This is a genomic window from Enterobacter sp. 50588862, from assembly GCF_001462935.1.
In the GTDB taxonomy this organism is placed as follows: domain Bacteria; phylum Pseudomonadota; class Gammaproteobacteria; order Enterobacterales; family Enterobacteriaceae; genus Enterobacter; species Enterobacter bugandensis.
In genome coordinates, this window is record NZ_LNHM01000036.1 from 302,672 (window position 1) to 324,354 (window position 21,683).

Genomic DNA, 21,683 nt, shown 5'->3' on the forward strand with positions numbered 1-21,683 from the left:
GAAGGTCTCTGGTAAAATCTTCGCGGCTTTTTGTATGACGAATAAGAACAGGACATGAAATCAGATTCCCCGTCTTTCGAAGAACAACAGTTTACGCGCGCCCAGCACCGAATCAGCATTCGGCGGCTGCTCAATCGCGATAAAACGCCGCTGGCGATCCTGCTGGCCGCTGCCGTGGTGGGTACCCTTGCAGGGCTGGTTGGCGTGGCGTTTGAAAAAGCGGTTAACGCCGTACTCAACTGGCGAGTGGGTACCGTAGCCGGTTTTGCCGATCGCGAATGGCTGGTCTGGGTAGCGGCATTCGGCCTGTCTGCGCTGTTTGCCATGGTGGGGTATTTTCTGGTGCGTAAATTCGCCCCGGAGGCGGGCGGGTCTGGCATCCCGGAAATTGAAGGCGCGCTGGAGGAGCTGCGCCCGGTGCGCTGGTGGCGGGTGATCCCGGTTAAGTTTATTGGCGGCATGGGGACGCTGGGCGCAGGGATGGTGCTCGGCCGGGAAGGGCCAACGGTGCAGCTTGGGGGGAACGTCGGCCGCATGGTGGGCGATCTGTTCCGCATGCGCAGCGCCGAGGCGCGCCATACGCTGCTGGCCACCGGTGCAGCGGCGGGGCTTTCTGCGGCGTTTAACGCGCCGCTGGCCGGTATTTTGTTCATCATCGAAGAGATGCGCGCGCAGTTCCGCTACAACCTGATCTCCATTAAAGCGGTGTTCACCGGCGTCATTATGTCGAGCATCGTCTTTCGCATCTTTAATGGCGAAGGGGCGGTGATTGAAGTCGGTAAACTGACCAACGCACCGGTTAACACCCTGTGGCTATACCTGATCCTCGGCATGATTTTTGGTGTGGTGGGCCCGCTGTTTAACACCTTTATCTTACGCGCTCAGGATATGTTCCAGCGCGTTCACGGCGGCAATACCACGAAATGGGTGCTGATGGGCGGCCTGCTGGGCGGCATTTGTGGCGTGCTCGGCTTTATCGAACCGAATGCCGCGGGCGGCGGTTTCGGGCTGATTCCCATTGCCGCAGCCGGGAATTTCAGCGTGGGTTTGCTGCTGTTTATGTTTTTCTCCAGGGTCATTACGACGGTACTGTGCTTCTCCTCCGGCGCGCCCGGCGGGATTTTTGCCCCGATGCTGGCGCTGGGAACGCTGCTCGGCACCGCGTTTGGTATGGCGGCTGAGGCAGGTTTCCCCGCTTACCACCTGGACGCCGGCACCTTTGCGGTGGCCGGAATGGGGGCGCTGCTGGCCGCCTCCCTGCGCGCGCCGTTAACCGGCATCGTGCTGGTGCTGGAGATGACGGATAATTACCAGCTCATTTTGCCAATGATCATTACCTGTCTCGGCGCGACACTATTAGCCCAATTCCTGGGTGGAAAACCGCTATACTCCACCATCCTCGCGCGTACCCTGGCAAAACAAGAGGCGGAGCGGGCCGCCACGCAGAATACTTGAATGAATTACCAGGGTATTAGATAATGACGAAAAGAATTGGGTGAATTTTACCCAATAGCAGTATTCATGGGAGCATAAGATGAGTGATGACGTAGCTGTGCCGCTGGAGTTTACCGAAGCAGCAGCCAACAAAGTGAAAACCCTGATTGCCGACGAAGACAATCCGGATCTGAAACTGCGTGTCTATATTACCGGTGGCGGCTGCAGCGGCTTCCAGTACGGTTTTACCTTTGACGATCAGGTGAACGACGGCGATATGACCATCGAGAAGCAAGGCGTCGCGCTGGTAGTTGACCCGATGAGCCTGCAGTATCTGGTGGGCGGTTCGGTGGATTACACCGAAGGTCTGGAAGGTTCGCGTTTTGTGGTAACCAACCCGAACGCAACAAGCACCTGCGGGTGTGGTTCTTCGTTCAGCATTTAAGCCTGAATGCGGATTGTAGGCCCGGTAAGCGAAGCGCCACCGGGCTTATAAACGACGCTTATCTTGAAGTTTCATCCAGCGCAAACGTCGGCAGCTTCAGGTGCCAGCGTATCGCCGCTAAACGTATCACCAGCGTCACGACCATCCCCAGCATCGCGGCGTTTTCCAGCGGAAGTGCAAACGTGTAGTACGCGGTCGCGTGGACAATGCCGCCCGCAATACAGGCCGTTGCGTAAATTTCAGTACGCAGGATCATCGGCACCTCACGCGCCAGAATGTCGCGAATGATACCGCCGCCCACGCCGGTTAATACCCCCATGCAGATCGCCACCATTGGCCCTGTTCCGGCATTGAAGGCTTTATTCACCCCGATCCCCACAAACACGGCCAGACCGACGGCATCCAGTACCGGCAATATCCATTTGGGTAATCGGCGGGGCTGGCGAACCAGCACAATGGTCAACAGACAGGTCACCATCGCCACGACCAGGTCTGTAGGATCTTTCACCCAAAACACCGGGCCATTTGCCAGCGCCATATCGCGGATTGTCCCGCCGCCAACGGCGGTCACCACGCCAAGCACCAGCACGCCAAACGGATCCATGCGTAGTTTTCCGGCGAGCAGGACGCCGGAGATAGCAAAAACGGCTGTACCAAGAATATCCAGCCAATAAACGAGCATCGTTAAATCCTCGAACAAATGTTAATGACCCTCTGCCAGGGCGGCACAGAGCTGTTTTGCGGCGAGGATAATACGCGGGCTGGCGCGTTCAAACCAGTCACCGTTGAGTGGGATCACCGGAATTTTTAGCTGGCTCTGCCAGAATTGTTTAATTTTAGGAATCTCGCTCGCATTTCCGACCACGACGATGGCCTGCGGCTGGCGCGCCAGAACCTGCTCACGGCTCACCTGAGGCCACGGTACCCGGCTGGCAGCAAAGATATTTTCACCGCCACAGACTTCCAGCACCTGGTTCTGAATCGAGCCTTTTCCGGTGGTAAACAGCGGCTGGCTGCCGAACTGCAGGAAGATGCGCTTTTTAACAGGCGTATCGTATTGGGCTTTCAGCGCGGCATAGTCGCTGAGCATCTGGTTCGCCGCACTCTCGGCTTTTTGAGGCGCAGGGCTATAAGGGGCCAGGGCGCGCAGAGCCTGAGCGACCTGCTCAATACTTACCGCGTCAACCCACATGACCTTGATGCCAAGCGAGGTGAGCTGGTTAACCTGCCGCTCGGCGTTACCGCCGCGCCAGGCCAGCACGAGATCCGGCTTAAGCGCCACAATGCGCTCAAGGTTCATCCCTTGCCAGGTTGCCACTTGCTCAATGCCGGCCGCCTGTGGTGGGTAATCTGAAAAGCTGCTGACGCCAACGGGGGTGATCCCGGCGGCAAACGCCAGTTCGGTGTTAGCGGGAGAGAGGGTAATCACACGCGGCGCGGCGAACAGCCACGCCGGTGCAAGCAGCAGCAGGGCGGCCAGCGCCCTGATAGACCGTTTAGCCACGCGCCAGGTTCTGCACCAGGCGTTCCACCATCACGGTGGACTGTTTTGCCGCAACGGCCAGGAACTCGTCGAAGCTGATGTGAGACTGCTGGTCTGCCACGTCAGAGATGGCGCGAACCACCACGAACGGTACGCTGAAATTGTGGCAAACGTGCGCAATCGCGGTCGCTTCCATCTCTACGGCAACCGCCTGCGGGAAGTTATGACGGATTTTCGCCAGACCGACGGAGCCATTGATGAACGCATCACCGCTGACAATCAGGCCGCGTACCGCGTTGAGATTGAGCTCAGCAATGCAGGCTTCAGCCGCCGCAATCAGTTTATCGTCAGCTTTAAACCCTGCCGGGCAGCCCGGAAGCTGGCCATACTCGTAGCCGAACGCGGTGACGTCAGCATCGTGGTAACGCGCTTCGTCGGAGACAACGATATCGCCCACTTTCAGCGTCGGTGCCAGACCGCCTGCTGAGCCCGTGTTAATGATGACGTCCGGCTTGCAGCGCTCAAGCAGCAGGGTCGCACCCAGCGCAGCAGCCACTTTACCGATGCCTGATTTCAGCAGAGCCACCTCAACACCGTTCAACTGCCCGGTGTAGATCTCACAACCCCCGAGAGAGAGGGTCTGACGGTTCTCAATTTTGTCACGCAGGAGCGTAACTTCTTCTTCCATTGCACCAATAATGCCGATTTTCATAGATTTACTCGCGATGTGCCTTGTTAAGAGGCATAGTCTATCATGCGGTTAAGGGGAAACGCATTCTCACGCGGGGGAGCACATGTCACCAATCGATTTTCGTACCAAAATTAACTGGCACCGACGTTTCCGTTCGCCGCAGGGCGAAAAGAGCGAACATGAGATCCTGCGTATCTTCGAAAGCGATCGCGGCAGGATTATTAACTCGCCCGCCATCCGGCGTCTGCAGCAAAAGACCCAGGTATTCCCGCTGGAGCGTAACGCCGCGGTGCGCACGCGCTTAACCCACTCCATGGAAGTGCAGCAGGTCGGGCGTTATATTGCCAAAGAGATTTTAAGCCGCCTCAAAGAGCAGCGTTTACTGGAAACCTATGGCCTGGATGAGCTGACGGGGCCCTTCGAGAGCATCGTTGAGATGGCCTGCCTGATGCATGACATCGGCAACCCGCCTTTTGGCCATTTTGGCGAGGCGGCTATTAATGACTGGTTTAAACAACGGCTTTATCCGTCGGATGCGGCAAGTCAGCCACTCAGCGATGACCGCTGCATCGTGCGCGATTTACGCCTGCGTGAAGGCGAAGAAGGGCTGAACGATCTGCGGCGCAAAGTGCGCCAGGATCTCTGTCACTTTGAGGGCAACGCGCAGGGGATCCGGCTGGTGCACTCCCTGATGCGCATGAACCTGACCTGGGCGCAGGTTGGCTGCATTTTGAAATATACGCGTCCCGCGTGGTGGATGGGGGAGACGCCCGCATCCCATAGCTATTTAATGAAAAAACCGGGCTATTACCTTTCCGAAGAGGCCTATATAGAACGGCTGCGTAAAGAACTTTCCCTGACGCCAAACGGCCGATTCCCATTGACGTGGATTATGGAAGCCGCCGACGATATTTCCTATTGCGTGGCTGACCTGGAAGATGCCGTTGAGAAAAGAATATTCAGCGTCGAGGAGCTTTATCAGCATCTTTATGCGGCATGGGGAACCCATGAAAAAGGATCGCTGTTTGCGCAGGTTGTCGAAAATGCCTGGGAAAAATCGCGCTCAAATACGTTGAGCCGCAGTACGGAAGATCAGTTCTTTATGTATTTGCGGGTCAATACATTAAATAAACTGGTGCCGTATGCCGCCTCGCGCTTTATTGATAATTTGCCGCAAATCTTTAGCGGGGAATTCAATCATGCGCTGCTGGAAGATGACAGCAGTTTCAGCCAACTCCTTGAGCTTTATAAACATGTGGCGATGCGGCATGTGTTCAGCCATCCTGATGTCGAGCAGCTGGAACTGCAGGGATACCGTGTAATCAGTGGATTACTGGAAATTTATTCCCCGTTGCTTCAGCTCTCCGTCGAGGAGTTTAGCGAGCTGGTGGAAAAAGAACGCGTGCGGCGAATTCCTATCGAATCCCGGCTTTATCAGAAACTTTCTACCCGCCATCGGCTGGCGTATGTCGAAGCGATGGGTAAGCTGGATCGCCACGCTCTGGAATGGCCGGTGATGGAATATTATTATCGCTGCCGTCTAATCCAGGACTATATCAGCGGCATGACCGATTTGTATGCCTGGGATGAATACCGCAAGCTCATGGCCGTGGAATAATTCCGGAGTTTTGTAAAGAAGGCCAATAAATTTTTACCTTTTCCATAAACTTATGGCCGGAACTAAGCGGTATAAAATGAATCTGAGTTACACAGCAATTTTGCGTTACCTGTAAATCGAGATTGAGAAACATGAAAAAAACCACATTAGCAATGAGTGCACTGGCTCTGAGTTTAGGTTTAGCGCTGTCTCCTCTGACTGCTACTGCAGCCGAGACCGCGTCGTCGGCAGCAACCGCGCAGCAGATGCCAAGCCTGGCACCGATGCTCGAAAAAGTGATGCCATCGGTGGTGAGTATTAACGTTGAGGGCAGCACGACCGTCAATACGCCGCGCATGCCGCGTAACTTCCAGCAGTTCTTCGGTGACAATTCACCGTTCTGCCAGGACGGTTCGCCATTCCAGAGTTCTCCGTTCTGTCAGGGCGGTGGCGCAGGGGATGACGGCCAGGGCGGCGGCCAGCAACAGAAATTCATGGCGCTTGGTTCCGGTGTGATTATTGATGCCGCAAAAGGCTACGTGGTCACCAACAACCACGTTGTGGATAACGCCAGCACCATTAAAGTTCAGCTGAGCGATGGTCGTAAATTCGATGCTAAAGTGGTGGGTAAAGATCCGCGCTCCGACATCGCGCTGATCCAGATTCAGGATCCGAAGAACCTGACGGCCATTAAAATTGCCGACTCCGATGCGCTGCGCGTGGGCGATTATACCGTCGCTATCGGTAACCCGTTCGGTCTGGGTGAAACCGTGACCTCCGGTATCGTCTCTGCATTGGGCCGTAGCGGCCTGAATGCGGAAAACTATGAAAACTTCATCCAGACGGATGCGGCCATTAACCGTGGTAACTCCGGCGGTGCGCTGGTGAACCTGAACGGCGAGCTGATCGGTATCAACACCGCTATTCTGGCACCGGACGGCGGTAACATCGGTATCGGCTTTGCTATCCCGAGCAACATGGTGAAAAACCTGACTGCTCAGATGGTGCAGTACGGCCAGGTGAAACGCGGTGAGCTGGGTATTATGGGTACCGAGCTGAACTCCGAGCTGGCGAAAGCGATGAAGGTTGATGCGCAGCGCGGTGCGTTCGTCAGCCAGGTTATGCCGAACTCCTCTGCAGCGAAGGCGGGCATTAAAGCGGGTGATGTAATCACCTCTCTGAACGGTAAACCGATTAGTAGCTTTGCCGCCCTGCGTGCGGAAGTGGGCTCGATGCCAATTGGCAGCAAAGTGACCCTTGGCCTGCTGCGTGACGGCAAACCGGTTAACGTAAGCCTGGAGCTGCAGCAGAGCAGCCAGAATCAGGTGGACTCCAGCACCATCTTCAGCGGAATTGAAGGCGCAGAGATGAGTAACAAGGGCCAGGACAAAGGCGTGGTGGTGAACAACGTGAAAGCAAATTCACCTGCTGCCCGTATCGGCCTGAAAAAAGGCGATGTGATCATGGGGGCTAACCAGCAACCGGTGAAAAACATCGCTGAACTGCGCAAAATTCTCGACAGCAAACCGTCCGTGCTGGCGCTGAATATCCAGCGCGGTGACACCTCAATTTACCTGCTGATGCAGTAATTCTCTTAAGCCCCTGTACGCAGGGGCTTTCTTGTTTCTGTGACGCCTACCGCAACTCCATACTTCCCCCTCTCACTTTGTGCATTCGCACAATGCAGTCGCTGCTGAACTTCCCTATGCTTGAGCTCTGCTCACAGGAGGGTTACATGGCTGGCTGGCATCTAGATACCAAAATGGCGCAGGATATCGTGGCGCGCACCATGCGCATCATTGATACCAATATCAACGTAATGGATGCCCGCGGGCGCATTATTGGCAGCGGCGATCGCGAGCGTATTGGGGAATTGCACGAAGGAGCCCTGCTGGTGCTCTCTCAGGGCCGCGTGGTCGATATCGATGATGCGGTAGCAAAACACCTGCACGGCGTGCGTCAGGGGATCAACCTGCCGCTGCGTCTGGAAGGGGAAATTGTTGGCGTCATTGGCCTGACGGGCGAACCGGAATCTCTGCGTAAATACGGCGAGCTGGTCTGCATGACGGCGGAAATGATGCTGGAGCAGTCGCGTCTGATGCATCTGCTTGCCCAGGACAGCCGCTTACGTGAAGAGCTGGTGATGAACCTGATTCAGGCGGAAGAACATACGCCTGCACTCAGCGAATGGGCGCAGCGTCTGGGGATCGATCTGAACCAGCCGCGCGTGGTGGCGGTGATTGAGGTCGATAGCGGACAGCTTGGCGTAGACAGCGCGATGGCCGAGCTGCAGCAACTGCAAAATGCGCTGGCGACGCCGGAGCGCGACAACCTGGTGGCGATCGTCTCGCTGACGGAAATGGTGGTGCTCAAACCGGCGCTCAATGCGTTTGGCCGCTGGGATGCTGAGGACCATCGTCGTCGCGTGGAACTGCTGATTTCCCGTATGCAGGAGAACGGCCAGTTGCGTTTTCGCGTTGCCCTGGGCAATTACTTTACCGGGCCGGGCAGCATCGCCCGGTCCTGGCGTACCGCGCGCACCACCATGATGGTGGGCAAGCAGCGGATGCCGGAGAGCCGCAGTTATTTCTATCAGGATCTGATGCTGCCGGTGCTGCTCGACAGCCTGCGCGGCGGCTGGCAGGCCAATGAGCTGGCCCGGCCATTAGCGCGCCTGAAGGCGATGGACAACAATGGGTTGCTGCGCCGGACACTGCAGGCGTGGTTTCGCCATAACGTGCAACCGCTGGCGACCTCAAAAGCGCTGTTTATTCACCGCAATACGCTTGAGTACCGGCTAAACCGGATCTCGGAGCTGACGGGGCTGGATTTGGGAAACTTTGACGACAGGCTGCTGCTCTATGTCGCGTTGCAGCTGGACGAACAGAGATGACTGAGTGCGGTCTGGTGCCCTCACCCCATCCCTCTCCCACGGGGAGAGGGCGCAAACACTAAAAACGGCAATCAGGGATTGCCGTTTTTCTTTTATTTCCGCGTTAATTTCTCAAGATCCGCTTCAATCTCGCTGATCTTGTTGGTGACTACGCTTTCAAGGTGACGCAGATCGTCGAGGATCTTACGTTTGAGATCGACTTCAGTGCGATCGCGCTGGCAAATCTGATCGAGTTCATCGATCACATAGCGCAGGTTAGGGCTGATTTCCTGCACCTCTTTGTACCCTTGTCCTACGCCGTCAGCGACGACGGTCTTACGCTGGCGTGGATATTTAAACTTCACGCTCTTGGCGAAAAACTCTCCTTTATCCTTGTGAAAATAGATTTTTAAAATGTCGTTGTTGGCTTCCTGGCGAAGGCTGTAACGATCGATTTCATCAGGATTGGTAATGCCCAGACTTTTCAGATTATCGTACATAGCGGTACCCTTATCTCAACATAACCTTTGAATAATTAATGAAAAAATTCCTTTTTGCCACCCTCATATACAAAAAAAGCGGGGTCGATCCTGATTACATTTCACTGAAATTACCGGGCAGGGAAGGTGCATTGCCCCAACTCGTTTATTGTTGTTTTTAACGACTACGTCAAGTGGAAATCAATTTAATACCAAAACCTGACGATCTGAGCGCTAGCGCAGTAAGGCGATGGAGGCCAGCATTTCGCTTTCCGTGGTGTTAATTTCCTGTTCCAACAGTTCGTCGATCCGCTGTTTTTTGATTGCCTGATTGACGCCGAACAGATCGAGCTTATCCAGCAGGAACATCACCAGCGCCGTAATCACGGCGGTCAGGACCGATGAGAGTAAAATGGGGAGCGGTCCTGGTAGACCAAGGCCGCTGAGCCATGACTCAAGGCCAATAGCCGCAAAGACGGAAAGAGAACCTGCTACAAGCTTAAGAATGGCATCGCCTTTTTGGGCCATACTGCTGTGTTTATCCCTGAGGATCGGTACCGTCTGCATCAGGACCTTAAAGCCTTCTTTTACCATCCGCATGATGTTTTTGAACACGCCAACGAAGCAGTTAACAATCCCTTCCAGCAGCATCGACACGAAATTTTTAATAAAGCCGACGGCAACATCTTTTAATAAAACGACAGCGTTTTTGAGAATGTGATCTTTCATGCGACCAAGACGAATCGACAGAGCCTGCGAAAAATCGCTCGCACCTACGCCAGCTTCAATACCGTGCGTTAAACAGCTGCGCAGCTCATAGTAAAGAGGCTTGATAATGAAGAGAATGAGATCGCCCAGCGACTGATGACCTGATGCCTGGGCCGCATCTTTCGCCAGAACTTTTTGGACGTCGCGATCCTTGCGGATATTATCAAATACGGTTTCATTGGTTTTGGTATCCATCGTTTGCTGCGCGATGTCCATTTTCTCGACCATCACCTGCCGCGTTTTGATTTCCTCTTCTGTCAGCGGATGCGCGACATCTTTTTTCCCTTTTTTGACAACTACAAAGCCCTGATCGATCTCCTGCTGGAGTTCTTCGCGGGTTTTAGCGAACTTACCGGTTTTCTCGCCACGGTTGTTTTGCATGCTGGTAACAGCATAATTTTCGTCAATATTGAGAATATTTTTGATGTCATCAAGCTTCAGAGCCTTGTTGCTTTTGAGGTTGTTGCATACTTCGGCGCAGGAGACGACATGATCGACTTCGGCAGCCTGCTTCTGCTCTCCCTCGCTTTTCGCATGTTTTTTGTACTGGTAGATCGTGCCGTTACCATATTCATCCTCAGCGCGCAGATTACCGGAGAAATGGTTCTCTTTACGGGCCTTCATTTTTGCACCATCGCGCATGTTCAGAGAGTCGTTGTTGCGCGTCATTTCGCCGCCGTTAAACGACGATTGTTCAGAAAAACGGTCAATGTTTTGACGCTCGTTCAAGTGCTCGCTGTAGCTATCCAGCATAAAGGCATTTCTTTCGGGCGCTTCGTAACTGAACGCCCGGCACTCCTGGTACAGGCGGGACGGGGTAACACCTTGTCGGGTGCCGATATTGCAGGCGCGCATTGTGCCGTCGAGCAGGCTGAGAAACACGGGTTCGAGGATATTGTCGATTGCGCTGCCCGTTGAGATTACGTTCAGGCGGGCCATAACGTCGTCGTTGCTGACCGCCAGGTTGGCCCCCATGATCGCTTCGCGGTAAATGCTGCCGGTATCGCACCCCTTTATAAATGCAGCATCGACTTCTCCGGTCAGATGAGCTTCGATGGCGGACGCCGTCGCCACGGATTTTAGCGCAGGGGCATTCCGCACCTGTTGCAGCTTTTTCATTCTGGCGAGATGTGCATTAAGATTTGTCATCCGTCGTCCTCAGGCCGCAACCAGTAAGTTCCAGGAGGCCATAAAATCACTTTCGCTTTGTGTTCTTAGCTCATCCTGACTTGCCATCATGCCAACAATGAGGCTAAACCTCTCCAGGCTTTTCGCATCGTTAAGCTGATATTCATTTATAAGTGACCAAACCGTTGGCAGATTGGGCGGTGTTTCGACCATCTCGACGATCTTCTGCTGAACGGCTTGAGGTAACTTTTCCCGCGGAACAAGACCAGACACTGCATCATCCAGCAGGGCAATATTTTCCGCTGGGGTCTTGCCATTAGCCTTGATGCAGCATGTCCCCAGCGCATATGCCGCGAGGATAAAGTCATCCCGTTTACTGATATCGCGCATCTTGTCCGCCAGTTCAGTCTGGAGTTTTTTGATCTTTTCGGCGTATTCAGCTTTTGCGATCTGCTGCCCTTCGGCAATCCCTTCGTCTTTGCCGTTATTTTTTCCCCATAAATACGTCCCGGCCAGAGTGACCAGACCTGCGATCCCCGCACCAATTATTTTGCCGTAATGACTCATTGCACGATTCCCGTTTATTGCCCGCAAGGCCAGATTATTTTTTGCTGTTCACGAATAATATCGTTAATCCTGTTTTTCAACAAACCTATGTTTTAAAAGAAAAAATTTGCATTAAGTAACGAGGTGAACTTGCTTGTAAAGAGATTCATCATTGTTACTTCAGCTGAGAAAAGGCGAGCGAGACGGGTATTCAAAAGCGGGGAAATGAGGCAAAGTTATCGCACAAAAGCGTAGCCCGCGGGGATAATGACATGTCAGGACGCATTGATTATCAGATCGAAAAATACAGCTTTGGCGCCGCAGATGAGAGCCCAAGGCTCACGCACCAGTGGGCAGAAGTTGCCGCAGAGTGCCGCCAGCTAAAGGCGGGTGCGGAAGAGCGTTTACGTATTGCCTTACTGAACGTGGATTATGTCACCAGCTTCGAACTGCCGTTCCGGCTGGTGCTGACCCGCGCCCCTCAGCTTATCGCCGGGCTGCGCGATGAGTTTCAGCTAAGCCAGAAGAACGTCATCTTTAACGGCAAGCGCTTTGGCTGCGTCTACAGCCTGAAAGCCGATCTCAATGCGATTCCTGAGGCTTTTCAGTACCGCATGAGCACCCGCATTCGGCGGATCGATCCCACCGGGCTTACTGCAGAGCCCTTCCGGCAGATCGCCAAAGAGGTAAAAGCGCCGCGTGAGCGACTGAAGCTGGCGCTGGAGTCGGGTCTGGCCGTGACGGCTCTCGACGGGCTTTTCTGGCTGGGGAGCCAGCGTATGGCGGCGGATATCGCAGGATTGAGAAAAAAGGGAATGGCAATCGCGACTGCGGAAACGGACGTTTTTGATGATTATACCGGGACGCACAGGCGCGTCCCGGTTTATCAACGCGTCGGGGATTAGTCGATGGTGCGCAGCAGTTCGTTGATGCCCACTTTACCGCGGGTTTTCGCATCCACTTTCTTCACGATAACGGCACAGTAAAGGCTGTATTTACCGTCTTTTGACGGCAGGTTACCGGAAACGACCACTGAGCCCGCCGGAACGCGACCGTAGTGCACTTCGCCGGTTTCGCGATCGTAAATGCGGGTGCTCTGGCCGATGTAAACGCCCATGGAGATCACGGAGCCTTCTTCCACGATCACGCCTTCAACCACTTCTGAACGCGCGCCGATGAAGCAGTTGTCTTCGATGATGGTCGGGTTAGCCTGCAGTGGCTCCAGAACGCCACCGATGCCGACGCCGCCGGACAGGTGAACGTTTTTACCGATCTGCGCGCAGGAACCGACGGTTGCCCAGGTATCGACCATGGTGCCTTCGTCAACGTACGCACCGATGTTCACATAGGATGGCATCAGCACGGTATTACGTGCGATGAATGCGCCCTGACGAACTGCCGCTGGTGGGACTACGCGAAAGCCTTCTTTCTGGAAACGCGCTTCGTCGTAATCCGCGAATTTCATTGGCACTTTATCGAAGTAGCGGCTTTCTGCTCCGTCGATAACCTGGTTATCGTTGATGCGGAAAGAGAGCAGCACGGCCTTCTTCAGCCATTGATGAGTGACCCACTGACCGTCGATTTTTTCTGCCACGCGCAGGGCGCCGGAATCCAGCAGGGAAATAACCTGGTTTACCGCTTCACGGGTCACGGTATCCACATTTGCCGGGGTGATCTCGGCGCGACGCTCAAAAGCGGACTCAATAACGTTCTGTAACTGCTGCATTGTTTACTCTTTCCATTTCACTAAAAAACACGTCACCCTTTATCGTTTGGATTGAGGGCTGCTGTCAACCGTTGTTGCACTTCAAGCTGCAGGTCATTATTAAGGGCACGCCGGTCTGCGGTGGCGATTATAAATAAATCTTCTACTCGCTCGCCAATGGTTGTAATTCGGGCCCCATGGAGCGAAATTCCCAGATCGGCAAAAACCTGGCCGACCCGGGCGAGCAGCCCTGGCTGGTCGAGCGCGATCAGCTCCAGGAACGATTTACGGTCGGTGTGGGTCGGCAGGAAGTTGACCTCGGTATCGACAGTAAAATGACGCAGTTTCGCCGGCTGACGGCGCGGCTGCGGTGGCTGCCAGCTGCGCTGCGTGATCGCCTGCTCCAGACCGAAGCGTATCCCTTCATGCCTGTCCGAGGACAGCGGGCTGCCGTCCGGCTCCAGCACAATAAAGGTATCCATCGCCATGCCGTCGCGGGTGGTAAAAATCTGCGCGTCGTGAACGCTCAGGTTACGCCTGTCCAGCTCGGCGCAGACGGCAGCAAACAGATAAGGCCGGTCCGGGCTCCAGATGAATATCTCCGTTCCGCCGCGCGTGGCCTGCGGGCTCAGCAGGATCATCGGTTGAGACAGATCGTGCTTCAGCAGGTGCCGCGCGTGCCAGGCAAGCTGGTTTGGGCTGTGGCGCACAAAATAGTTGGCACGGCAGCGGGCCCAAATCTGATGCAGCGCTTCTTCATCAATGTTATCCATCCGCAGCAGCGCCAGCGCCTGCAGCTGGTGATGACGCACGCGCTCGCGCATGTCCGGGGTGTTTTGCATCCCGCGTCGCAGCTGTTTTTCGGTGGCGAAGTACAGCTCGCGCAGCAGGCTCTGCTTCCAGCTGTTCCACAGGGTCTCGTTAGTGGCGCAAATATCGGCCACCGTCAGGCAGACCAGATAGCGCAGACGGTTTTCCGTTTGAACTTCTTCGGCGAACTGCTTAATAACCTCAGGGTCCTGAATATCGCGACGCTGGGCTGTGACCGACATCAGCAGGTGATGGCGCACCAGCCAGGCGACCAGCTGCGTTTCGCGCGAGTTGAGACCGTGCAGTTCGGCAAATTTCAGCACGTCCTGCGCGCCCAGCACCGAGTGATCGCCGCCGCGGCCCTTGGCGATGTCGTGGAACAGGGCGGCAATCAGGATCAGTTCCGGATGGGTCAGGCGCGGCCACAGCTCCACGCACAGCGGGTGGCGGGAGCGCGTCTCTTCTTTGGCAAAGCTTTCCAGCTTGAGCATCACGCGGATGGTGTGTTCATCCACCGTGTAGGCGTGGAACAGATCGAACTGCATCTGCCCAACGATGTGCGACCACTGCGGCATATAGGCCCACAGCACGCTGTGGCGGTGCATCGGCAGCAGCCCGCGGCTGACGGCACCCGGATGGCGGAGCATGCTCAGGAACAGTGAGCGCGCTTCCGGGATGTAACACAAAGGCTGCGTCAGATGGCGGCGCGCGTGGCGCAGATGGCGCAGGGTGGTGGAGTAGATCCCGGTGATGGTGCTGTTGCGCACCATGGTGTAGAACATCCGCAGGATCGCTTCCGGCTCGCGGATAAACAGCGTTTCGTCGCGCAGATCGATAAGCGTGCCGCGCAGCTGGAATTCGTCGTCAATCGGGCGCGGCTTTTCGTCGGCAGTCAGGGCCAGAATGGCCTCGTCGAACAGCTGCAACAGCATCTGGTTCAGCTCGGTGACCCGGCGGGTGACGCGGAAGAAATCCTTCATCATCTGCTCAACCGGCTCGTTGCCTTCGCCCTGATAGTTCAGCCGCTGCGCTACGCTGAGCTGACGGTCAAACAGCAGGCGGTTATCGTAGCGGGTAACTTCCAGATGCAGGGCAAAACGGATGCGCCACAGCAGATGCAGACACTCGTTTAGCTCGTTACGCTCTGCCTCGGTCAGGAAGCCAAAGCCGACCATCTCGTCCATCGAGGTGGCGCCAAAGTGACGACGGGCGACCCACTGTAACGTGTGAATGTCGCGCAGGCCGCCGGGGCTGCTTTTAATATCGGGTTCAAGATTATAGCTGGTGCCGTGGTAGCGCTGGTGGCGCTGGTTTTGCTCCTCGACCTTGGCGGCGAAGAATTTCTCAGATGGCCAGAAGCCGTCGCTGAAAATATGCTTTTGCAGCTCCAGGAACAGCGCGACATCGCCAATCAGCAGGCGGGTTTCAATCAGGTTGGTGGCGACGGTCAGGTCCGAGAGCCCCTCCAGCAGACACTCTTCCAGGGTGCGCACGCTGTGGCCCACTTCAAGCTTGACGTCCCACAGCAGAGTCAGCAGCTCGCCTATTTTCTGCGCCTGTTCGTCCGGCAGCTTTTTGCGGCTCAGGATCAGCAGGTCGATATCGGAAAGCGGATGCAGCTCCCCGCGGCCATAGCCCCCCACGGCAACCAGCGCGACGTCGCTCACCTGCCCGAAACCGTAGTCGATCCACAGACGTTGCAGGAGCTGGTCGATAAATTCGGTGCGCGCTTCGATGAGCTGCTCGGCAGAGACGCCCGCGTCGAACGCGCTGCCCAGCCAGCGGTGGAAAACATCCATATGGGCTTTTATGTGCGCGCAGGTCAGCTCGTGCGGCGGCCAGACGCCCGGGTTATCGGGCTGGTCGGGGAGGGTGGGAAGTGCTGTGTTAGCATACTGTTCGGGTAATAGATTACTCATCGTGCGCCACCCATAAGAAAAAGCTATCGCCATTAAAAAAGCCGGCATTTGCCGGCTTCTTATCACTCAATGTTCGTCAGTATCGCCGGGATGGTGTCATCCTTGCGCAACGTCATAATTTCGCAGCCGTTGTCCGTTACCACAATAGTATGCTCGTACTGGGCAGACAAGCTTCTGTCTTTGGTTTTCACCGTCCAGCCGTCTTTCATGGTGCGAATGCGGTAGTCACCGGCGTTGACCATCGGTTCGATGGTGAAGGTCATCCCTTTTTGCAGCACCACGCCGCCGTCATCGGCATCATAGTGCAGAACCTGCGGCTCTTCATGGAAGACGCGGCCAATGCCGTGACCGCAGTATTCGCGCACCACGGAGAAACCTTCCGCTTCCACGAATTTCTGAATTGCGGCACCGAGAGTGCGCAGGCGGATGCCCGGCTTAACCATTTTCAGCGCCAGGTACAGGCTCTCTTGCGTCACTTTGCACAGACGCTCGCCCAGAATCGTTGGTTTACCAACGATGAACATCTTCGATGTGTCACCGTGGTACTCGTCTTTAATGACGGTCACGTCGATGTTGACGATATCGCCATCTTTCAGCAGTTTTTCGTCGTCCGGAATACCGTGGCAAACCACTTCATTAATAGAGATGCAGACGGATTTCGGGAAGCCGTGGTAGCCGAGACAGGCGGAAACCGCGTGCTGCTCGTTAACGATATAGTCATTACAGATGCGATCCAGTTCGCCGGTGCTGACGCCCGGCTTCACGAACGGCTCGATCATTTCCAGCACTTCCGCGGCCAGACGACCGGCGACGCGCATCTTTTCAATTTCTTCAGGTGTCTTAATAGAGATAGCCATGTAATCTGTCCATCGGTGTCGATTTTTTCGACAATACTAGTCTAAGTGTCGTCAATGGTATCAGTCAGGCACGCCCCGTGCCAAATTGAGAATCATTAACAGCACACTCCGCCAACAACTGTTGGTTTCTGGTCGTGTTTTGTGGTATAAAGCGCGCCGGACTTCCGATCCATCTCAGATACACAGGCTGGACGGAAGCGACAAATCTCACTTTGTGTAACAACACACACGTATCGGCACATATTCCGGGGTGCCCTTCGGGGTCGGTAATATGGGATACGTGGAGGCATAACCCCAACTTTCAATATAGAGGTTTTAAAACATGGCAACTGTTTCCATGCGCGACATGCTCAAGGCTGGTGTTCACTTTGGTCACCAGACCCGTTACTGGAACCCGAAAATGAAGCCTTTCATCTTCGGCGCGCGTAACAAAGTACACATCATCAACCTTGAGAAAACTGTACCAATGTTCAACGAAGCCCTGGCTGAGCTGAACAAGATCTCTTCCCGTAAAGGTAAGATTCTGTTCGTTGGTACTAAGCGCGCTGCAAGCGAAGCTGTGAAAGATGCTGCTAACAGCTGCGACCAGTTCTTCGTGAACCATCGCTGGTTGGGCGGCATGCTGACCAACTGGAAAACTGTTCGTCAGTCCATCAAGCGCCTGAAAGATCTGGAAACCCAGTCTCAGGACGGTACTTTCGACAAGCTGACTAAGAAAGAAGCGCTGATGCGCACTCGTGAACTGGACAAGCTGGAAAACAGCCTGGGCGGTATCAAAGATATGGGCGGCCTGCCAGACGCGCTGTTCGTAATCGATGCAGACCACGAGCACATCGCTATCAAAGAAGCTAACAACCTGGGTATCCCGGTATTCGCTATCGTTGATACTAACTCCGATCCGGACGGTGTTGACTTCGTTATCCCGGGTAACGACGACGCAATCCGTGCTGTTAGCCTGTACCTGAGCGCTGTAGCTGCTACCGTTCGTGAAGGCCGTTCCCAGGATCTGGCTTCTCAGGCGGAAGAAAGCTTCGTAGAAGCTGAATAATAAGGTTTTACCCCTTATTAGTACCGTGTATGAATAGGGGCCCATTATCGGCCCCTTTTTTCAATTTACACTGTTTGGCCTCCGGCCGGGCAGTTCACATCTCCCGAGGATTTAAGAATGGCTGAAATTACCGCATCCCTGGTAAAAGAGCTGCGCGAGCGTACTGGCGCAGGCATGATGGATTGCAAAAAAGCGCTGACTGAAGCGAACGGCGACATCGAGCTGGCAATCGAAAACATGCGTAAATCCGGTGCGATCAAAGCAGCTAAGAAAGCAGGCAACGTTGCTGCTGACGGCGTGATCATCACTAAAATCGACGGCACCTACGGCATCATTCTGGAAGTTAACTGCCAGACTGACTTCGTTGCTAAAGATGGCGGTTTCCAGGCATTTGCGAACAAAGTTCTGGACGCAGCTGTTGCTGGCAAAATCACTGACGTTGAAGTTCTGAAAGCACAGTTCGAAGAAGAACGTGTTGCGCTGGTTGCTAAAATCGGTGAGAACATTAACATCCGTCGCGTATCTTCCCTGGAAGGCGAAGTACTGGGTTCTTACCAGCACGGCGCGCGTATCGGTGTTCTGGTTGCGGCTAAAGGCGCTGACGAAGAGCTGGTTAAACAGCTGGCAATGCACATCGCTGCAAGCAAACCAGAATTCGTTAAGCCAGAAGACGTGTCTGCTGAAGTGGTAGAAAAAGAGTACCAGGTTCAGCTGGACATCGCGATGCAGTCTGGTAAGCCAAAAGAAATCGCAGAGAAAATGGTTGAAGGCCGCATGAAGAAATTCACCGGCGAAGTTTCTCTGACTGGCCAGCCTTTCGTTATGGATCCAAGCAAGTCTGTTGCTCAGCTGCTGAAAGAGCACAACGCTGACGTAACTGGCTTCCTCCGCTTCGAAGTGGGCGAAGGCATCGAGAAAGTTGAGACTGACTTCGCAGCAGAAGTTGCTGCAATGTCCAAGCAGTCTTAATGATTGAAAAGGAGCCGCCTGAGGGCGGCTTCTTTTTGTCACCCGTCACAGGAAATCAGACAGGCTCCAGTATCCCCGTGCTGATTTGCGGCATATTATGTCGCCAGAATTAACTCCCATCTTAATCGTTGACAGTCTCAGGAAAGAAACATGGCTACCAATGCAAAACCCGTGTACAAACGCATTCTGCTTAAGCTGAGTGGCGAAGCGCTGCAGGGATCGGAAGGCTTCGGTATTGACGCAAGCATCCTTGATCGCATGGCACAGGAAATCAAAGAACTGGTCGAACTGGGTATCCAGGTTGGCGTGGTCATTGGCGGTGGCAACCTTTTCCGTGGTGCTGGTCTGGCGAAAGCGGGGATGAACCGCGTTGTGGGCGACCACATGGGTATGCTGGCAACCGTGATGAATGGCTTGGCAATGCGTGATGCGCTCCATCGCGCCTACGTGAATGCCCGCCTGATGTCCGCGATTCCCCTGAATGGCGTATGCGATAATTACAGCTGGGCAGAGGCCATCAGCCTGCTGCGCAACAACCGCGTGGTGATCCTCTCCGCCGGTACGGGTAACCCGTTCTTTACCACCGATTCCGCTGCCTGCCTGCGCGGTATCGAAATTGAAGCCGACGTGGTGCTGAAAGCGACCAAAGTAGACGGCGTGTTTACTGCCGACCCGGCAAAAGATCCTTCTGCGACCATGTACGATCAGCTGAGCTACAGCGAAGTGCTGGATAAAGAGCTGAAAGTGATGGATCTTGCCGCCTTCACGCTGGCTCGCGACCACAAACTGCCGATCCGTGTCTTCAACATGAACAAGCCTGGCGCACTGCGTCGCGTGGTCATGGGCGAAAAAGAAGGCACTTTGATCACGGAATAATTTCCGTCGACGATAAATACAGGTAAGATTCCGCTTTACTTTGTAGTGGTATCTTACCTGGACGCGCCTTTGGCGTTGTCATGAATTAAACGCGACTATACTTAGCACACCTGTAGCGCTGTGCTGGCGGATAGTCTGCCTGAGACAAGTTTTCAAGGATTCGTAACGTGATTAACGACATCAGAAAAGATGCTGAAGTACGCATGGACAAATGCGTAGAAGCGTTCAAAAACCAAATCAGCAAAATCCGTACTGGCCGTGCTTCCCCAAGCCTGCTGGATGGCATCATCGTAGAATACTACGGTACGCCAACCCCTCTGCGTCAGCTCGCGAGCGTGACGGTTGAAGATACCCGTACGCTGAAAATCAACGTCTTCGATCGCTCTATGAGCCCGGCCGTTGAGAAAGCGATCATGGCGTCTGACCTGGGTCTGAACCCAAGCTCAGCGGGTGCTGACATCCGCGTTCCGCTGCCTCCGCTGACGGAAGAGCGTCGTAAAGATCTCATCAAAGTGGTTCGCGGTGAAGCTGAGCAGGGTCGTGTTTCCGTGCGTAACGTGCGTCGCGATGCGAACGATAAAGTGAAAGCACTGCTGAAAGAAAAAGAGATCAGCGAAGATGACGATCGTCGTTCTCAGGACGACATTCAGAAAATGACCGACGCTGCCATCAAGAAAATTGATGCGGCGCTGGCAGAAAAAGAAGCGGAACTGATGCAGTTCTGATTTCTGTCGTACACTGATAAACGCCGTTCAGAGGGACTTCGGGTCTTGCTGGCGGCGTTTTGCTTTTATCTGGTCTAACTTTTTTCGGGCATCTCATGAAGCATTTAACACTCCTCGGCTCAACCGGCTCCATCGGTTGCAGTACTCTCGACGTCGTCCGCCATAATCCTGAACTTTACACCGTGACAGCGCTGGTGGCCGGTAAGAATGTGCAGCGTATGGTCGAGCAGTGCCTGGAGTTTATGCCCCGCTATGCGGTGATGGATGACGAAGAGAGCGCGCGCCTGCTAAAAGCCCAACTGCGTGAGAAGGGCAGCCGAACCGAGGTGTTGAGTGGCCAGCAGGCGGCCTGCGAGATGGCGGCGCTGGATGAGGTTGACCAGGTTATGGCGGCCATTGTCGGCGCAGCCGGGCTGCTGCCGACACTTGCTGCGATCGATGCCGGTAAAGATGTTTTGCTCGCCAATAAAGAGTCGCTGGTGACCTGTGGACGTCTGTTCATGGACGCGGTAAAACAGCGCGGGGCGCGTCTTTTACCGGTCGACAGCGAGCATAACGCCATTTTTCAGAGTTTACCGCAACCTTTTCAACAGAACCTGGGGTACGCTGACCTGGAGCAGAATGGCGTTGTGTCGATTCTGCTTACCGGGTCTGGTGGCCCGTTCCGTGAAACGCCACTCTCTGAACTGCGCGCAATGACGCCAGATCAGGCGTGCCGTCATCCGAACTGGTCAATGGGGCGTAAAATCTCCGTGGATTCTGCCACCATGATGAACAAAGGTCTGGAATACATTGAAGCGCGCTGGCTGTTTAATGCGTCGGCGAAACAGATGGAAGTACTGATCCACCCGCAGTCGGTGATTCACTCGATGGTGCGCTATCAGGATGGCAGCGTGCTGGCACAGCTCGGCGAGCCGGATATGCGTACGCCTATTGCCCATTCAATGGCATGGCCGAACCGGGTGAAATCCGGCGTGAAGCCGCTTGATTTCTGTAAGCTCAGTTCTCTGACGTTCAGTGAACCAGACTACGATCGTTATCCTTGTCTGAAGCTTGCAATGAACGCCTTTGACCAGGGGCAGGCGGCGACGACGGCACTGAATGCAGCCAATGAAATTACCGTTGACGCATTTCTGAATCAGCAGATCCGTTTTACCGATATCGCGTCCTTAAATTTATCGGTACTGGAAATGATGGATTTGCGTGAGCCACAAAGCGTGGAAGAGGTACTGGCGGTGGATACAGCTGCTCGTGATATTGCGCGTAAACAGGTGACACGTCTCGCAAGCTGGTGATAAAGCAAGCACTAGTGGTCGTGCTATTTGTTAGCG

At 54.6% G+C, this 21,683-nt stretch carries 20 protein-coding genes; 11 read left to right on the plus strand and 9 right to left on the minus strand.

The genetic code is table 11. The features are described from left to right. Window positions 1–54 precede the first annotated feature (54 nt). Complete coding sequence (gene clcA / locus APT89_RS19595) at window positions 55–1,455, plus strand: H(+)/Cl(-) exchange transporter ClcA (protein WP_041911200.1); 1,401 nt, start codon at window positions 55–57, stop codon at window positions 1,453–1,455. 79 nt (window positions 1,456–1,534) lie between these two features. Then, window positions 1,535–1,879 carry an iron-sulfur cluster insertion protein ErpA gene (gene erpA / locus APT89_RS19600; RefSeq protein ID WP_008501923.1) on the plus strand — a complete coding sequence of 115 codons (345 nt, stop codon included), beginning with the start codon at window positions 1,535–1,537 and terminating at the stop codon, window positions 1,877–1,879. 58 nt (window positions 1,880–1,937) lie between these two features. Here the strand turns inward: erpA and APT89_RS19605 are convergent, their stop codons facing one another. From APT89_RS19605 to mtnN, 3 genes are read right to left on the minus strand one after another with little or no spacing between them, the layout of a single operon-like run. Continuing rightward, complete coding sequence (locus tag APT89_RS19605; RefSeq protein WP_028015568.1) at window positions 1,938–2,561, minus strand: TRIC cation channel family protein; 624 nt, start codon at window positions 2,559–2,561, stop codon at window positions 1,938–1,940. 21 nt (window positions 2,562–2,582) lie between these two features. After that, complete coding sequence (gene btuF, locus APT89_RS19610) at window positions 2,583–3,383, minus strand: vitamin B12 ABC transporter substrate-binding protein BtuF (RefSeq protein ID WP_045631184.1); 801 nt, start codon at window positions 3,381–3,383, stop codon at window positions 2,583–2,585. Then, the gene (gene mtnN, locus APT89_RS19615) at window positions 3,376–4,074 is read right to left on the minus strand and encodes a 5'-methylthioadenosine/S-adenosylhomocysteine nucleosidase (RefSeq protein ID WP_028015570.1); all 699 of its coding nucleotides are present in this window, start codon (window positions 4,072–4,074) and stop codon (window positions 3,376–3,378) included. Before mtnN ends, btuF begins: the two co-directional genes overlap by 8 nt. An 82-nt stretch (window positions 4,075–4,156) precedes the next feature. Between mtnN and dgt the strand changes: the two genes are divergently transcribed. From dgt to cdaR, 3 genes are all read left to right on the plus strand, one after another. Then, entirely contained in the window at window positions 4,157–5,671 is a 1,515-nt protein-coding gene (gene dgt / locus APT89_RS19620) for a dGTPase (RefSeq protein ID WP_028015571.1), read from the plus strand. A 131-nt stretch (window positions 5,672–5,802) separates the two neighbouring features. Further along, complete coding sequence (degP, locus tag APT89_RS19625; RefSeq protein ID WP_028015572.1) at window positions 5,803–7,239, plus strand: serine endoprotease DegP; 1,437 nt, start codon at window positions 5,803–5,805, stop codon at window positions 7,237–7,239. Between the two features lie 146 nt (window positions 7,240–7,385). Continuing rightward, entirely contained in the window at window positions 7,386–8,543 is a 1,158-nt protein-coding gene (gene cdaR, locus APT89_RS19630; protein ID WP_032644978.1) for a DNA-binding transcriptional regulator CdaR, read from the plus strand. A 92-nt stretch (window positions 8,544–8,635) separates the two neighbouring features. Here cdaR and APT89_RS19635 read toward each other — a convergent pair whose 3' ends face one another. The 3 genes from APT89_RS19635 to APT89_RS19645 all read right to left on the minus strand — a co-directional run bounded on the left by APT89_RS19635 (window position 8,636) and on the right by APT89_RS19645 (window position 11,464). Next, the gene (locus tag APT89_RS19635; RefSeq protein ID WP_014168696.1) at window positions 8,636–9,022 is read right to left on the minus strand and encodes a DUF3461 family protein; all 387 of its coding nucleotides are present in this window, start codon (window positions 9,020–9,022) and stop codon (window positions 8,636–8,638) included. A 213-nt stretch (window positions 9,023–9,235) separates the two neighbouring features. Next, window positions 9,236–10,918, minus strand: a complete 1,683-nt coding sequence (locus tag APT89_RS19640) for a hypothetical protein (RefSeq protein WP_131728600.1) — start codon at window positions 10,916–10,918, stop codon at window positions 9,236–9,238. A 9-nt stretch (window positions 10,919–10,927) separates the two neighbouring features. Further along, on the minus strand, window positions 10,928–11,464 hold the full coding sequence (locus APT89_RS19645) for a hypothetical protein (RefSeq protein WP_047363662.1): 537 nt from the start codon (window positions 11,462–11,464) through the stop codon (window positions 10,928–10,930). Between the two features lie 251 nt (window positions 11,465–11,715). Here APT89_RS19645 and APT89_RS19650 point away from each other — a divergent pair, with 251 nt between their 5' ends. Next, window positions 11,716–12,348, plus strand: a complete 633-nt coding sequence (locus tag APT89_RS19650; RefSeq protein ID WP_041911197.1) for a DNA-binding protein — start codon at window positions 11,716–11,718, stop codon at window positions 12,346–12,348. On the opposite strand, the gene dapD is transcribed toward APT89_RS19650, so the two are convergent. The 3 genes from dapD to map all read right to left on the minus strand — a co-directional run bounded on the left by dapD (window position 12,345) and on the right by map (window position 16,734). Next, window positions 12,345–13,169, minus strand: coding sequence for a 2,3,4,5-tetrahydropyridine-2,6-dicarboxylate N-succinyltransferase (gene dapD, locus APT89_RS19655; protein ID WP_008501915.1), 825 nt, complete (start codon window positions 13,167–13,169; stop codon window positions 12,345–12,347). The genes APT89_RS19650 and dapD overlap by 4 nt on opposite strands. A 32-nt stretch (window positions 13,170–13,201) precedes the next feature. Continuing rightward, complete coding sequence (gene glnD / locus APT89_RS19660) at window positions 13,202–15,877, minus strand: bifunctional uridylyltransferase/uridylyl-removing protein GlnD (RefSeq protein WP_008501914.1); 2,676 nt, start codon at window positions 15,875–15,877, stop codon at window positions 13,202–13,204. 62 nt (window positions 15,878–15,939) lie between these two features. Beyond that, window positions 15,940–16,734: a type I methionyl aminopeptidase gene (map, locus tag APT89_RS19665; protein ID WP_028015578.1), complete on the minus strand. Its 795-nt coding sequence runs from the start codon at window positions 16,732–16,734 to the stop codon at window positions 15,940–15,942. Between the two features lie 322 nt (window positions 16,735–17,056). On the opposite strand from map, the gene rpsB reads away from it, so the two are divergent. The 5 genes from rpsB (at window position 17,057) to ispC (ending at window position 21,647) form a co-directional block, all read left to right on the plus strand. Beyond that, window positions 17,057–17,782: a 30S ribosomal protein S2 gene (rpsB, locus tag APT89_RS19670; RefSeq protein ID WP_003856207.1), complete on the plus strand. Its 726-nt coding sequence runs from the start codon at window positions 17,057–17,059 to the stop codon at window positions 17,780–17,782. Window positions 17,783–17,899: 117 nt separating this feature from the next. After that, window positions 17,900–18,751, plus strand: a complete 852-nt coding sequence (gene tsf, locus APT89_RS19675) for a translation elongation factor Ts (protein ID WP_060573349.1) — start codon at window positions 17,900–17,902, stop codon at window positions 18,749–18,751. 150 nt (window positions 18,752–18,901) lie between these two features. Then, a complete protein-coding gene (gene pyrH, locus APT89_RS19680) occupies window positions 18,902–19,627 on the plus strand; it encodes a UMP kinase (protein ID WP_008501910.1) in 726 nt (241 codons plus the stop codon). Window positions 19,628–19,794: 167 nt separating this feature from the next. Beyond that, window positions 19,795–20,352: a ribosome recycling factor gene (gene frr, locus APT89_RS19685; protein WP_003856180.1), complete on the plus strand. Its 558-nt coding sequence runs from the start codon at window positions 19,795–19,797 to the stop codon at window positions 20,350–20,352. A gap of 95 nt (window positions 20,353–20,447) precedes the next feature. After that, window positions 20,448–21,647, plus strand: coding sequence for a 1-deoxy-D-xylulose-5-phosphate reductoisomerase (ispC, locus tag APT89_RS19690; RefSeq protein WP_041911195.1), 1,200 nt, complete (start codon window positions 20,448–20,450; stop codon window positions 21,645–21,647). The last annotated feature ends 36 nt before the right edge of the window (window positions 21,648–21,683 follow it).

What these genes read in the sequence shown, in the direction of transcription:
- clcA (WP_041911200.1), top strand. Translation starts at nt 55, where the DNA reads ATGAAATCAGATTCCCCGTCTTTCGAAGAACAACAGTTTACGCGCGCC.
- erpA (WP_008501923.1), top strand. Translation starts at nt 1,535, where the DNA reads ATGAGTGATGACGTAGCTGTGCCGCTGGAGTTTACCGAAGCAGCAGCC.
- APT89_RS19605 (WP_028015568.1), bottom strand. Translation starts at nt 2,561, where the DNA reads ATGCTCGTTTATTGGCTGGATATTCTTGGTACAGCCGTTTTTGCTATC.
- mtnN (WP_028015570.1), bottom strand. Translation starts at nt 4,074, where the DNA reads ATGAAAATCGGCATTATTGGTGCAATGGAAGAAGAAGTTACGCTCCTG.
- dgt (WP_028015571.1), top strand. Translation starts at nt 4,157, where the DNA reads ATGTCACCAATCGATTTTCGTACCAAAATTAACTGGCACCGACGTTTC.
- degP (WP_028015572.1), top strand. Translation starts at nt 5,803, where the DNA reads ATGAAAAAAACCACATTAGCAATGAGTGCACTGGCTCTGAGTTTAGGT.
- cdaR (WP_032644978.1), top strand. Translation starts at nt 7,386, where the DNA reads ATGGCTGGCTGGCATCTAGATACCAAAATGGCGCAGGATATCGTGGCG.
- APT89_RS19635 (WP_014168696.1), bottom strand. Translation starts at nt 9,022, where the DNA reads ATGTACGATAATCTGAAAAGTCTGGGCATTACCAATCCTGATGAAATC.
- APT89_RS19640 (WP_131728600.1), bottom strand. Translation starts at nt 10,918, where the DNA reads ATGACAAATCTTAATGCACATCTCGCCAGAATGAAAAAGCTGCAACAG.
- APT89_RS19645 (WP_047363662.1), bottom strand. Translation starts at nt 11,464, where the DNA reads ATGAGTCATTACGGCAAAATAATTGGTGCGGGGATCGCAGGTCTGGTC.
- APT89_RS19650 (WP_041911197.1), top strand. Translation starts at nt 11,716, where the DNA reads ATGTCAGGACGCATTGATTATCAGATCGAAAAATACAGCTTTGGCGCC.
- dapD (WP_008501915.1), bottom strand. Translation starts at nt 13,169, where the DNA reads ATGCAGCAGTTACAGAACGTTATTGAGTCCGCTTTTGAGCGTCGCGCC.
- glnD (WP_008501914.1), bottom strand. Translation starts at nt 15,877, where the DNA reads ATGAGTAATCTATTACCCGAACAGTATGCTAACACAGCACTTCCCACC.
- map (WP_028015578.1), bottom strand. Translation starts at nt 16,734, where the DNA reads ATGGCTATCTCTATTAAGACACCTGAAGAAATTGAAAAGATGCGCGTC.
- rpsB (WP_003856207.1), top strand. Translation starts at nt 17,057, where the DNA reads ATGGCAACTGTTTCCATGCGCGACATGCTCAAGGCTGGTGTTCACTTT.
- tsf (WP_060573349.1), top strand. Translation starts at nt 17,900, where the DNA reads ATGGCTGAAATTACCGCATCCCTGGTAAAAGAGCTGCGCGAGCGTACT.
- pyrH (WP_008501910.1), top strand. Translation starts at nt 18,902, where the DNA reads ATGGCTACCAATGCAAAACCCGTGTACAAACGCATTCTGCTTAAGCTG.
- ispC (WP_041911195.1), top strand. Translation starts at nt 20,448, where the DNA reads ATGAAGCATTTAACACTCCTCGGCTCAACCGGCTCCATCGGTTGCAGT.